Raw genomic sequence first — 13,785 nt, forward strand, 5'->3', positions numbered from 1 at the left:
GATTATCCTTTCACTCCGCCGCTGGTCAGGCCCGAGATCAGCGCGCGTTGCATGACGAGGCCGATCAGCACCGGCGGCAAGGCCGCGAGCACGCCGGCGGTGGCGATCAGTCCGTAGTCGGAAACGCGGCCGCCGGCGAGATCGGCGATGGCGACGGTCAGGGTCTTTGCCCGCTGGTCGGAGGTGAAGAGCAGGGCGTAGAAGAACTCGTCCCAGGCAAGCAGCACGGCAAACAGCGCCGATGTCGCCACCACGGGCGCCGCCAGCGGCAAGGTGATGATGCGCCAGGTCTGGAGCAGGCCGGCGCCATCGATCATTGCCGCGGCCTCGATCTCGCGCGGGATGGAATCGAAACCCGACTTCATCAGCCAGGTGGTGAAGGGAGCGAGGATCGTCAGATAGATCAGCGCCAGGCCGAAGACGTTGTTGAGCAGGCCGAGCCAGGACAGGCCCATATAAAGCGGCACCGACAGCGCCACCGGCGGCAGCATGTAGGTGGCGATCACCATCGACAGCGACCAGCCGACCGAAGGCGTGCGCGAGACGGCCCAGCCGGCCGGCACGGCAAGGACGACAGCGGCAAGCGTCGCCATGCCGGCGACTTCGAGGCTGTTGCGCAGCGAGGCGGTGAAGGCGGCGCCGGCGCTGTTCTCGGCCGTCGACAGAAGCTGCGCGTAACGGGAGAAGTCGGCCGCCTGCGGCCACCAGCGCAGCGGCTTGGCGGCAAGATCGGCGGCTGGCGATATGCTCATGACGAAGAGCCAGGCGAGCGGCGCCAGGATCACCGCGGCGAGCAGGATCGCGCAGGCATAGACGAAAGCGGTGAAGAGCGGGCTCTTGCGTTCCATCAGGTCGCGCTCCCCGCGGTCTTCCTGACCAGCGCCGCATAGGCGACGGCGAGCACGGTGACGAGCAAGGTGACGATCAGCGCCAGCGAAGCGCCGGAGCCGGCGCGCTGGAACGAGAAGGCCTCCTGGTAGACGAGGATCGACAGCGAGCGCGTGCTGTTGGCCGGGCCGCCGCGGGTCATCACCCAGATGATGTCGAAGACCTTGAAGGCCTCGATTGTGCGCAGCACCAGCGCCACCATCAGCGGACCAGCGAGATAGGGCAGGATGACGAAGCGGAAGCGGTTGAACGGGCCGGCACCGTCGACGAGCGCGGCAGCGGTGATGTCGCGCGGCACCGCTTGCAGGGCGGCGAGCGCGATCAGCGCGACAAGCGGAAAATTCTTCCAGCAGTCGGCGACGATCAGCGCCGCCAGCGCCGTGCCGGGCTCGCCCAGCCAGGACCGATAGTCATCGATGAGATGGAGTTGCGTCAGCGCCGCGTTCAGCGCGCCATATTCGGGATTGTAGATCAGCCGCCAGAGCGTGGCGTTGACGACGGTGGGCAGCGCCCAGGGCAGGATCATCAGCCCGCGCAAGACCGCGCGACCGCGGAACTCCTGATTGAGCAGAAGCGCCGCCAGCACGCCGAGCACCATTTCGGCCGCGACCGAGACGACCGCGAACCAGGTGGTGGTCGAGAGCGTGCGGGTGAAATTCGAGCTCGTCAGCATCTTGGCGTAGTTGTCGAAGCCGACGTAATTGCCCGCCGTGCCGACCAGTTGGGCATCGGTGAAGGAGAGCCTGACCGTGTCGACCAATGGCCAGCCGATGACGGCCACCATGATCACCAGAAGCGGCAGCATCAACAGCCACGCGCGAGTCGTCATCCAGGTGCCTGACATCAGAGGCGCCTCTCTTCCTTCATCCGATCAGAAATAGCACGGGCGGCGCTCGCTTATGAGGCCGCCCGCGTCGAGGAACGACAGATCAGAGGCCGCTGTTCTCAGCTGCGGTCTTGAGCGCGTCTTCCGGCGTCGTCTGGCCGAGCAGCGATTCCTGGATCGCCTGCTGCAGCGCCGTCGACAGCTGCTGGTATTTAGGTGTGGTCGGGCGCGGATACATCGCGGCCAGGCCGAGCTTGGCGGCGGCGATCAGTTCTTCCTGACCCTTGGTGACGGCCGGATCGTCGTAAGACGAGGCCCAGATCGGCAGCGAGAGCTTGGCATACTGGTTCTGCGTCGCCTGCGAGGTCATGAACTCGATGTATTTCCAGGCCTCGTCCTGATGCTTCGACACCGTCGTGACGCCAAGGCCCATCGAGCCGTTGACAGCCGAGACCTCGCTGGTGCCGGTAACGCCCGGCGCCGGCACGACGCCGACCTTGCCGGCAACCTTGGAGTCCTTCGGATCGTTGGCCATGTTGTACATGTAGGTCCAGTTCAGCGCGAAGGCGGCATCGCCGTTCTCGAACACCTTGCGGACATCTTCCTCCAGGAACTCCTTGGAATTGGGATTGGTGAGGCCCGACTTGTAGCTGTCGACCATGTATTTCAGCGCCGAGACGCCGCCACCATTCTGGAAGTCGGGCTTGCCGTCCTTGAGGAAGTCGCCGCCATAGGCGCTGACCAGCGTGGTGTAGTCGCAGACGGCGGCTTCGGCCTGCGACCAACTCCAGGCGATCGGCGTCTTCAGCAGGCCTTTGTCCTGGATGATCTTGGCCTGCTGGCCAAGCTCTTCCCAGGTCTTCGGCGGCGCCTTGATGCCGGCCTTCTCCAGGATTTCCTTGTTGTAGAACAGGTATTTGGTGTCGAGGATCCACGGCATGCCATAGTACTTGCCGTCATACTGGACGGTGGTCCAGGCGCCGGGCAGCACGCCCTTCTTCATGTCGTCGGTGATCTTCGACGATACGTCGACCAGCACCTTGTTGGTCGCATATTCGGCTGGCCAGATGACGTCGAACAGCACCACGTCGTAGCCACCGCCGGACCCCTGGGCGAGCACGGTCTTGTCGTGCAAGCCTTCATAGGGAACGAATTCGAGATTGACCTTGATGTCCGGATTGGCCTTGGTGAAGGCCTCCGTCATCGAGCGCACGTCGGCCTCGCTATAGGCGGCCTGCGCCATGAAGAGCGCGTTCAAGGTGGTTTCGGCGAAGGCGTGGGGGACGAACAGTCCGCCGACGAACACCGCGCCCAGAAGTGTCTTACCGATCGATTTCAGCATTTGTCTTCTCCCATTTTCGACAGCTGCGAGGGGCGGCGGGCCGCTTCCTCGAATTCGCATCGCGTATGACCGGATCCGTCCCAACGGCGTGCGGCGGAGCCCGAAAGCTTTGCCGTCTTTTTGTGGAGCCGCGCGGGTCTCACCTATTAAGTCAATTCGCTTGACTTAATTAGTCGATCAATCCTTTAATGGAGTCAAGAGGGGAAACGACGGTGCATGACATCAGCCCGATCCGTGCCAAAAGCGGCACCAACCAGGAGGGAACGAGCGCGCATAACCGCCGCGTCATGATCGAGGCGCTGCGGCTCAACGGCGCGCTTTCGCGCGCCGACCTGGCGCGGGCGACGCAGCTTACCAAGCAGGCGGTTTCCAACATCATCGAGGATCTCGAGCGCGATGGGCTGGTTGTCGCCCTGGATGCGGTGCGCAAGGGCAGGGGGCAGCCTTTCACGCCCTACCGGCTGGTTCCCGAAGGGGCCTTCGCCATCGGGCTGCAGATCGACCGGCATTTGACACGCGTCGTTGTGGTCGATCTCGTCGGCAAGGTGATCGCGCGCGCCGAGGCGGGGCTGCCGTTCGACGAGCCTTCGACGGGCGTCAAAATCATCCTCGGCTTGGTCGACCGCGTCAGGCGCGAGCTGGCTTCCTTGTTTGCCCAGTCCGAACGGCGGCTGGTCGGGTTGGGCGTCGCCATGCCGGGCCCGTTCGGGCTGAAGAATCCCGACAACAAATGGATGATGCCGGCCTGGCAGCAATTTCCGCTGGTGGAGGCGCTCGCGGCCGGCACCGGGCTCAATGTCGGCCTGCAGAACGACGCGGCGGCCTGCGCGACGGCGGAGCGGATCGTCGGGGCCGCGCATGGCGTCGATCACGCCGTCTGCCTTTATGTCGGCTACGGCATAGCCGCCGGGCTGATCCTCAACGGAGAACTCTACGGCGGCGGCAACGGCAATGCGGGCGAGGTCGGCATGGCGTTGCTTTCGCCGGCCGGCCCCGGCTCCACGCCGTTGGAGCATCGCGCCTCGCTCGCCTCGCTCTACCAGCATCTCGGCCTCGACCCCGCCGAGAGGGGACTCTACGAGACGCTCGGCGCACTGGCGCTTGCGCAAGACCCGCGGGTCACGGGCTGGGTCGAAAGAGCTGCGTCCGACCTGCGCTGGGGCGTGCACCTGATCGAAACGATCTTCGATCCGCAGACCGTCATCCTCACCAGCAGCGCGCCCGAGGCGCTGGCCCGGCTTCTGCTCCAAGCCATGCATCCGCTGCTGCCGTCGATCGCGGATCGTCCCGTTCGGCGCCTGCCGCGGCTGCAACTCGGCACCACGGATCCCTGGGCGATCGCCGTGGGCGCCGCGGCCGAGCCGATCAGCCGGGCCTTCGATCCGCGATTTTCCGCAATCCTGAAGGCCGGGTAGAAAGGCGCAAGGCGCTCAGTTGGCCGCTTACGTCACGCTCGCGGCGAAGGCGGTATCGATGATGGCAAGCTTGACCGCCTGCGCGGTGACGTATTCGCCATAGAATTCCTTCGATATCCACATGACGGAATGGCCGCGCCGCCCAAGCCAGCCGACGCTGCCGAGCGCCTCGGCGTCGCGCAGTTTGCGCGCAAGGTGGGTGCGCGACAGCTTCAGCCACCTGGCGAAATCGCCAATCGACAGCACGCCGGTGGGAATGCGCTCCTGGCCGGCATTTTGAGGGTCGACGCCGGCGATCAGCCAGTCCATGACGACGCCGCCATTGTTGAGCCAGGTGAACAGCGAAAAAGTCTGTTGCGGCTCGCGCACCGGCACCGAGGAAATCAGGCCGTCCGCGATCAGGGGCTGCAACTTGGCCAGCATTTGCGGCCGCGCTTGAAATGTCTCCAGGCGGTTCGCGCCGTCAAGAGCATCAAGCGTGCTCAGATGCATATGAATCCAGCCGATCAACGGCTCCAGGGTCATGGCGGGCAGGTGCAGGGGGCGAATGCGGCCGTCGTCGCCCGCCGGCCCGACCTCGATGAAATTATAGTGCTGCATTTCCTTGATGAAGGCATGGGCCGTGTTTCGGCTTGCCACCGCATGCTGAACGGTGACGTCGACAAAACGCGCCGCCGTCATTTCCTTTCGGTAGTCGCTGGGGTCTCTGCGGAAATGCAGGGCAAGACCGATATGGGCCATCAGCCAGCGTTGCTGGGTGGCAAAGACCGAGGATGCCCGCGGGTTTCCTTCATAGGCCTGCTGCATCGCCATCGCCTGTGCGCGCACGCAAGCATGCAGTGCCGGGTGACCGGCAATGTCTTCATAGGTCAAGGCACCCTCCCAGCTTCCACCCAAAGATGCTGTAGTCTCGCAAGTTGCGGATAGCAGTTTTGACCGGCACCCGCCAGCGTGGGGGCGGCTTTGCGCGAGGTGCGCCGACTTTGACGGTCAACTATCTTTCAGAGCCGAGAGACAGCCCTCGAAGGCTTCGTCGACTACGGCGAGCTTGGACGCCTGGACCGCCATGTATTCGTCGTAGAACTGCCGCGAAACCCACATCACGGAATGACCGCGCTGGCCGACCCAGCCGATGCTGCCGAGCGCCTCGGCATCATGGAGCTTGCGCGCCAGATGGGTGCGCGAGAGCTTCAGCCAGTGGGCGAATTCGCTGACCGAAATGACGCCGGTCGGTATCCTATCGAGATGGACGTCCTCGGAATCGATGCCGGACATCAGCCAGTCCATGACGATGCCGCCGTTGTTTAGCCAGATAAACAATGAAAAAGTCTGCCCAGGCTCCCGCACGCCCTCGCTGGCCAGCAATCCATCGGCGATCAGCGGCTGTAGGGTAGGCAGCATTTCGGGCCGGTCGAGGAAGGCTGCCAACCGGCTTCCGCCATCTATGTGGTCGAGCGTCTTCAGATGCGCGTAAATCCAGCCGGTGAAGGTCTCGATGGTGCCCGCCGTGACCCGCATGGGATGGGCGCGGCCATCACCGCTGGTCGAGATGTATTCGGCGATGTTGTAGTGCAGCATCTCCTTGACGAAGGCCTCGGCGGTGTTGCGGCTGGCCACGGAATTGTGGCGCACGACCTCGATGAAACGCGCCATCGTCATTTCGGTGCGGCGGTCGTTGGGATCGCGCCGGAAATGCAGCGCCAGGCCGACATGAGCGAGCAGCCAGCGCTGCTGGGTGGCAAACACGGCGGCCAGTCGCGGGCTCGTTTCATAAATATGGATGAGCGCCTTCGCCTGTTCCTGCACACCGCGCAGCGCTGCCGGATGACGGGCGATCTCTGCGGCACTCTGCGGCATTTCCTGCGGTACTCCATGCGATTCCAAGCAACGACAAATGAAGATTCCCAGTCTTAGCCGGCCGTGTCCAGTTGCCTATTGGAACAACGAACGATTAGGCGGTGGATTCGTTGCTAACTCTTTGCGTCGGCTCGGGAAACCCGTGCCAATAATAGTCGAGCCCGCAGCCCTGCGTTGAATTGACGAGTCTCGGCAAGCGGGCATAGGTTCCGCGCCATCGGGGCTGCGGGGAGCGCTTTCCCGGGAAAAAAGAAACAAGGACAGGGTCTGGCGCCCGATGCGCGGCATCGGCGGTGGCAACGCTTTGCGCCCCAGATTTCCGTCTCGGATCGAGAGTGACTGCGTGAGCCATATGGGCGGAACCGGCTTCCTTGCCGATGAAAACCGCAAACTCCGATACAGCGACCGGCCCCGGCCCGGCGAGGCAGGATGGTGTGGCTATGGCGGCGTCAAGACGGCGCTTGTCGCCGCTTCTGCCTGCCTCTGGCTTTCATCCGGCGCTTTCGCGCAGACCGCAAGCCAGATCACTCCGCCCACCTTTCGGCCACCACCCGGGCCGGACACGGCAGGTGTCTCCATCCCTGAAAGCAAGGGACTGGAGGCACCCGCCGGCGCGGAGAAGCTGAAGGTCAGGCTTGCCGGAGTGCATATCGAGGGCGGCCTTGCCGACATGACCGAAACAACGCGCAAGGTCACCGCCGGACTTTCCGACCGCACGGTCACGGCAGCCGAGATCTTCGCCGCGGCGCGCCAGTTGGAAGCCGAATACGCGCGCGCCGGCTACGTGCTGGCGCGGGTGGTGCTGCCGGCGCAGAAACTGACCAACGGCGCGACGTTGCGGCTGGTCGTCGTCGATGGCTTCCTTGAAAAGATCGACACCGGCAATCTGCCGGAACGGATAAGGGGTAGGGTCGAGGCGACGCTGGCGCCGTTGGTCGGTAAAAAGGGCATCAAGCTGTCCGCGATCGAACGCAAGCTGCTGCTGGCCGGCGACCCGCCGGGCGCCAGGCTGCGCTCGACACTGAAGGCAGGCTCGACCAAGGGCGCCAGCGTGCTTGTCATCGACGGCAAGTACCGGCCGATCGGCGGGCAACTCACCGTCGACAATTCGCTATCGCCTTCGTTGCAACGCTGGTCGACCGGCGTCGGCGTCGATTTCAATTCATTGCTCGGTCTCGGCGAACTCGTCTACCTGCGGGCCGGCGGATATCCCAATGGCGGCGACCAGGGCCTGACCAGCGACGATCCGCGCAATCGCAACTACGCGGCCGGTATCGTCGTCCCGATCGGTTATGACGGGCTGACGCTCAATCTCGAAGCCAGCCGCACGCGCGCCAATCCGGACGCCGAGCCTGGTTCGTTGGGCTTCGGCAGCGAATTCGAGCGCTATTCCGCGCGGCTGCGCTATCCCTGGATCCGCAGCCGGGCGCTGACGGTAAGCAGCCAGTTGTCCTTCGACGCGCAGAACGACCATCTCGACGCCGTCACGCCGATCTCGTTGCCCATCGCCGAGGACAGGCTGCGCATCATCCGGTTCGGCACCGACGCCACCTGGTTCACGCCGCTCGGCGGCGTCTTCGTCGGCAACATCACGGCTTCATTCGGCATAGACGGCCTCGGCGCGCGTATGGCCGCCGACGCCACGCCGCTCCTGCCGCTGTCGCGCCAGGGCGCGGATGCCGAATTCCAGAAGCTGGAGGTCTCGGCGAGCTACAGCCAGCAACTGGCGGACCATCTCGGCGTCGATCTGTTCGCCCGGGCGCAAACCTCGTTCGGCAAGCCGCTGCTGCAGTCCGAGCAGATCGGCCTTGCCGGCGCGACCGGACTGTCGAGCTTCGATGCCGGCGCACTGCAAGGCGATTCCGGCTATGTGGTTCGCGGTGAATTGTCCTCGCCCTGGTACATGCCCTTCACCGGCGGCGTGGTCCAGCTTTCGCCTTACGTCTTCGGCGCCGTCGGCGAAGTCCGGCTGGAAATGCCGACGGCGCTCGAGAGCGCCAGCACCGTCGGCGCCTCCTACGGGCTTGGCGTCAAGCTCGGCACGGCCTTCGCCAGCGATCCCACCAACACGAGCCTGACCCTCGAATGGGGCCGTCAGCACCGTGACGACCATCAGCCTATCAGCGATCGCTTCTCGCTGAGCGGCGCCATCCAGTTCTAGGGCCGGCCATGCGCGACACATTTCCCCTTTTTCGCACCGTGAACCTGCCGCTTACGGCGTTGCTTCTTGGCTCGACCGCGCTTGTCGGCTTCACCTCGGCCCGGGCGCAGGAACTGCCGACGGGCGGCAGCGTCGTGTCGGGCGGCGTGACCATCTCCAAGCCGTCTTCGTCGCAGCTGGCGATCAAGCAGTCGACCAACTCGGCCATCGTCAACTGGCAGAGCTTTTCCATCGGCGCCGGCGCACGCGTCGACATCGACCAGCCGAATTCATCGTCGGTGATGCTCAACCGCGTCACCGGCAACACCAGGTCGACCATTGCCGGCCAGCTCAACGCCAATGGACAGGTGTTCCTGGTCAATCCCAACGGCATCGCCATCTCCAAGACCGGCAAGGTGAGCGCGGCCGGCTTCGTCGGCTCCTCGCTCGACATCGACGACGAGGACTTCAAGGCCGGCAAGCTCAGGTTCAAGGGCAAGGGCGCTTCTGCCGCGGTGACGAACGAGGGGTCCGTCTCGATCGGTTCAGGCGGCTATGCGGCCCTGATCGGCGGCAGCGTCGACAATTCCGGCACCATCAGCGTGCCGCTCGGCAAGGTCGGGCTGGGCTCAGGCGAGGAGGCGACGCTCGATCTTTCAGGCGACGGGTTCCTGCAGGTCGCGGTGCCGACCAGGGCGGATGGCTCGAGCGCGCTGGTCTCCAATTCGGGCGTGATCAGCGCCGATGGCAGCCGGGTCGAGATCAAGGCGGCGGCAGCCAAGGAAGCGGCGCGGCAGGCCGTCAATATGTCGGGCCTCGTCGAGGCGCGCACCGTGTCGGGCCAGTCCGGCGAGATCGTGCTTGGCGGCGCCGACGGCTCGGTCGAAGTATCGGGCAAGCTCGACGTTTCGGCCAAGGCCAGCGGCCAGGGCGGCAAGGTGACCGTCACCGGGCGGAAGCTGAAGCTCAAGGGCGCTGTTGTCGACGCCTCGGGCAAGGATGGCGGCGGCACGGTCAAGATTGGCGGCGACAAACAAGGCTCGGGCCCGCTGCAACGGGCCGAGACGACCGAGATCGACAAGGACACGGTGATCAGCGCCGACGCGACCGGCAATGGCGACGGCGGCACGGTGATCGTCTGGTCGGACGAACAGACGGCATTTGCCGGCAAGATCTCGGCGCGTGGCGGCGATGTCAGCGGCAATGGCGGCTTCGTCGAAGTTTCGGGCAAGCAGCGCCTCGACTTCACCGGCTCGGCTGATCTGCGCGCCCGCTTCGGCTACACGGGCGATCTGCTGCTCGACCCCTACAACGTCACCATCTCCAACGTCGCCGGCAACACCGGCGGCAGCATGAGCGCCAACGCCAACGACAGCGTCATCAACGTCACGACGCTGCAGAACCTGCTCGCGACAGCCAACGTCACCATCTCGACGGGCAGCGGCGGCTCTCAGGCGGGCGACATCATCGTTGCCGCGCCGATCACGTGGAGCACCAACACGCTGACGCTCGACGCCTATCACTCGATCGTCTTCAACGCCGACGCCACGCTAGGCGGCGTCGGCGGGCTTTCGCTTGTCACCAATCATGGCGGCTCCGGCGGAACGATCTCCTATGCGCTAGGCGCCTCGGCCACTTTCACCGGCGCGCCGGGAGCGCAGGCGCTGTCGATCAACGGCCAAAGCTACACGCTGATCTACGACGTCAACGGCCTGCAGGCGATCAACAGCGGGCTGACGGGGCGCTACGCCCTGGCAAGGAACATCGATGCCAGCGCTACCTCAAGCTGGAACGCCGGTCTCGGCTTCATATCCCTCGGCACCGATGTCAACAGCACTGTCCAGAATGGCGGCAACGGTTTCACGGGCACCTTCGATGGCCTTGGCCATGCCATCGACAAATTGTCCGTATTGCAACCCTCGGCTCAATATGTCGGTCTGTTCGGCTATGTCGGCGCGGGTGGCCTGGTCCAGAATGTCGGCGTCACCGATGCAACCATCCGCGGCAACAAGACACTTGGCGCAATCGCCGGCCTGAATGCCGGCACGGTCACACAGGTCTATTCGACCGGCCAGTTGTTCACGACGGGTTATGGGTCGGTCTCCGGCGGTCTGATCGGTGAAAACGACGGCGCGCTGTCCGACAGCTTCTCCACGGTTATCGTCAGTGCCCGTGACACCAACACCGCCGGCGGTGCCGTGGGCACCAATGGTTACTCGGGAACCATCGATCGCGTCTACGCCTCGGGCGCCGTCGACATCGGCAGCGGCGGCGCGGCGGCCGGCGGTCTCATCGGATCGAATTCGGCCATAGGCGCGGTCGGCGGCCGGGTCACGGACAGCTATGCGACCGGCGCGGTGAGCGGCGGGGCCTATATCGGAGGGTTTATCGGCGCCAACTACTTCCAAAGCGTGGTCAGCGGCGCCTACGACACGACGACGTCGGGCGGCAAGCCTGCGATCGGCTACGGCACGGCCAGCGGAGCGGACATCACTATAGTCGGCCTCTCCACCTCCAGCTTTCAGAATGGCGGCGCCAGCGGATTGAGCGCCAGTTACGGCGGCGGCGTGGGCGGCCTCTATCCCTATCTCAAAAGTTTCTACCCCAATGGCGTGCAGGCGATCTCCGGCATTGCCTACAAGGATGCCGGCGCGACCGTGCTAAGTTCCGGTGTCCGCCAGCCTGCCTATGTTCCCGATGCCGGGCTGGTGTCGGTTGTGTCGGGCGGCGTCAACCTCGGCACGGTCTCGACCGGCGTCAACGGCTACTACTATCTCGCCCTTCCGACCGGTACGGTCTCGAACTCGGTTGTCGCCTACACCGTTGCCAACCCAAGCTCGGGTGCAAAGAACGGTGCAACTTTCCGTACGGGCCTCTCCGGCGGCAATATCTCGAACCTCAACGTCTATGGCGACTGGCGCGTCGATGAAGCGGACGGTTCGATCGCTTCCCTCTCGGCGCTGAATAGCGCCTACGCTTCGGCGGTCGGCTCGACCTCCGTCGGCAGCCTCTCCTTCGCCAATCGCCAGATCGAGACGGCGGCGACGACGTTCGCTCTCGACCAGGCGCTGTCGGTGGGCAGCGGCACGCTGGCGCTGTCGTCCAGTGGCACGGTCACGCAGACCGGCGGCCTGACCGCGGCGTCGCTCTGGCTTGGCGGCACGGGGAGCTTCAGCCTTACCAATGCGGGCAACCAGGTCGGAGCGGTTGGCGGCAATGCCGGCTCCGTCGATCTGCAGGATGGCACCAGCTTGACCGTCGCCCGGGTCACGAACGCTCGTGGGGTCGCCGCGAACGGCGTGAGCACCAGCGGTTCCGCAAAGCTTCGGACAACAGGCGATCTCACCATCGCGGCGAATGCAACGGTCAGTGGCGCGGACCCGGTGCTGTCGGGGGCGCACTTCATCAACAACCGCGGCAGCGACGCCGTCACCGCGACCAGCGGACGCTGGCTGGCCTATGCCGCAGGTCCGGACGGCAACACATTCGGCAACCTCGACAGCGACAACACCGCGATCTGGAACACCGCAGCCGGAGGCGCGGTGGGCGCATCAGGCAACCGTTATGTCTTCGCCTATGAGCCGACGCTGACTTTCACCTCCGACAATGCATCGAAGGTCTATGGCGACGCCATGCCGGCACTGAGCTATTCGGTGTCGGGCTATCAGGCGGGGGTGGCCAACGCCTATCTTGGTGACAGCGCTTTGACAGCCTACAGCGGCACGCCGACGCTCTCGGCCCCCAATACGCTTGCCCTCCAGCAACTCGGCGCCGGGACCTATATGATAACCATCGACGCCGGCGACGTCGCCGCGCAGAACGGCTACGCGCTTGCCTTCAACAGCACGGGCCGGCTTTCCGTCGCAAAGCGAGCCGTGGCGGTCACGGCGACGCCGGGGCAGAGCAAGACCTATGGCGATGCCGATCCTTCGTCTTATGGCTACACGTATAGCGATCTCGGCACCGGCGCGTCGTTGGTCGGCACGCTCAGCCGGGATGCCGGCGAAAATGCCGGCAGCTACGCCATTGGCCAGGGCATGCTGACCAGTGCGAACAATGCGAACTACGACATCAGCTATGTCGGCGCCGATTTCACCATCGACAAGCGCGCGGTAACGGTCACCGTCGATCAGGGCCAGAGCAAGATCTACGGCAATGCCGATCCGTCGCTCTACACCTATTCCGTCTCCAATCTCGACGGCGGCGTGACGCTGACCGGCAGCCTCGATCGCGTGGCCGGCGAGAACGCCGGCACCCACGCCATCGGCGAGGGCACGCTGGACGTGTCCAATTCCAACTACGATATCGCTTTCGTCGGTGCGGACTTCACCATCGCCAAGCGCGCGATCACGGTGACGGCCGACGCCAAGGGCCGTGCCTATGGCGACGTCAATCCGGCGCTGACCTATCAGGTTACTTCGGGCAACCTGGTTGGCAGCGATAGCCTGATCGGCTCCCTGGCGACGTCGGCAACGACGGCGTCTGGCGTCGGCACTTACGGCATCACGCAAGGGACGCTCGACAACGGCAATTATGCGATCAGCTATATCGGGGCCGACCTGACCGTCGGCAAACGCTCCGTGACGGTGACCGCGACGGCAGGCCAGGGCAAGACCTATGGCAATGCCGATCCGTCATCCTACAGCTATGCCTACAGCGACCTCGGCGGCGGTGCTGCGCTGGTCGGCGCTCTCGACCGCGCGGCGGGCGAAAATGCCGGTGGCTACGCCATCGGCCGGGGCACGCTGACCGATGCCGCGAATTCCAACTACGACATCACCTTCGTCGGCGCTGATTTCACCATCGCCAAGCGCGCGATCACCGTCACGGCGGACGCGCAAGGCCGTCGGCTGGGCATGCCCAATCCGCCGCTCACCTATACGATCGGCGGACTTGGTTTGGTCGACAATGACAGCCTGACCGGCGCGCTCGCCACCGACGCCACGACGGCAAGTGCGCCTGGAAGCTACGCCATCGAACAGGGAAGCCTCAGCGCCTCCGCCAATTATGAGCTGACTTATGTCGGCGCCAACCTGGTAGTGCAGCCGTCCAATGTGTTGCCGACGATCGACGCCGCCAGCACTGTTGCCTTCAATGCCGGCGCCCATGGCAGCGGACAGCCGGCCCCAGTCTTCTTCACCGGCCTGCCGGCGCAAGGTGACACCCAGACGCTGGTCGTGGACCCACGCTTTGACAGCGCCGCTTTCTGCCAGCGCATGGCGGAGGCTGCGTCGGTCTGCGCTTCGGCGCTGGTCCAGTAGAGAGCGGGGGTGGATATGCGGCTCCAGCCCTTTGCAGGCCGCGGATGGCGGCCTAT

8 protein-coding genes are annotated in these 13,785 nt (G+C 64.8%); 3 read left to right on the plus strand and 5 right to left on the minus strand.

Translation table 11 applies throughout. The features are described from left to right. Window positions 1-2: 2 nt before the first annotated feature. The 3 genes from FJ471_RS01200 to FJ471_RS01210 all read right to left on the minus strand — a co-directional run bounded on the left by FJ471_RS01200 (window position 3) and on the right by FJ471_RS01210 (window position 3,056). The gene (locus FJ471_RS01200; RefSeq protein ID WP_140801358.1) at window positions 3-848 is read right to left on the minus strand and encodes a carbohydrate ABC transporter permease; all 846 of its coding nucleotides are present in this window, start codon (window positions 846-848) and stop codon (window positions 3-5) included. Beyond that, on the minus strand, window positions 848-1,732 hold the full coding sequence (locus FJ471_RS01205) for a sugar ABC transporter permease (protein ID WP_140801359.1): 885 nt from the start codon (window positions 1,730-1,732) through the stop codon (window positions 848-850). Before FJ471_RS01205 ends, FJ471_RS01200 begins: the two co-directional genes overlap by 1 nt. An 85-nt stretch (window positions 1,733-1,817) precedes the next feature. Beyond that, window positions 1,818-3,056 carry an extracellular solute-binding protein gene (locus FJ471_RS01210; protein WP_140801360.1) on the minus strand — a complete coding sequence of 413 codons (1,239 nt, stop codon included), beginning with the start codon at window positions 3,054-3,056 and terminating at the stop codon, window positions 1,818-1,820. Between the two features lie 212 nt (window positions 3,057-3,268). Here FJ471_RS01210 and FJ471_RS01215 point away from each other — a divergent pair, with 212 nt between their 5' ends. Beyond that, on the plus strand, window positions 3,269-4,471 hold the full coding sequence (locus FJ471_RS01215; protein WP_140801361.1) for an ROK family transcriptional regulator: 1,203 nt from the start codon (window positions 3,269-3,271) through the stop codon (window positions 4,469-4,471). 27 nt (window positions 4,472-4,498) lie between these two features. Here the strand turns inward: FJ471_RS01215 and FJ471_RS01220 are convergent, their stop codons facing one another. Then, on the minus strand, window positions 4,499-5,344 hold the full coding sequence (locus FJ471_RS01220; protein ID WP_224668054.1) for a hypothetical protein: 846 nt from the start codon (window positions 5,342-5,344) through the stop codon (window positions 4,499-4,501). Window positions 5,345-5,461: 117 nt separating this feature from the next. Beyond that, window positions 5,462-6,328, minus strand: coding sequence for a hypothetical protein (locus tag FJ471_RS01225; RefSeq protein ID WP_140801363.1), 867 nt, complete (start codon window positions 6,326-6,328; stop codon window positions 5,462-5,464). Window positions 6,329-6,680: 352 nt separating this feature from the next. Here FJ471_RS01225 and FJ471_RS01230 point away from each other — a divergent pair, with 352 nt between their 5' ends. Both FJ471_RS01230 and FJ471_RS01235 read left to right on the plus strand, forming a co-directional pair. Further along, on the plus strand, window positions 6,681-8,489 hold the full coding sequence (locus FJ471_RS01230) for a ShlB/FhaC/HecB family hemolysin secretion/activation protein (protein ID WP_246684568.1): 1,809 nt from the start codon (window positions 6,681-6,683) through the stop codon (window positions 8,487-8,489). Window positions 8,490-8,497: 8 nt separating this feature from the next. Further along, complete coding sequence (locus tag FJ471_RS01235; RefSeq protein WP_140801365.1) at window positions 8,498-13,729, plus strand: MBG domain-containing protein; 5,232 nt, start codon at window positions 8,498-8,500, stop codon at window positions 13,727-13,729. Window positions 13,730-13,785 lie beyond the last annotated feature (56 nt).

This window comes from Mesorhizobium sp. B2-7-1 (assembly GCF_006440735.1).
Lineage (GTDB): Bacteria > Pseudomonadota > Alphaproteobacteria > Rhizobiales > Rhizobiaceae > Mesorhizobium.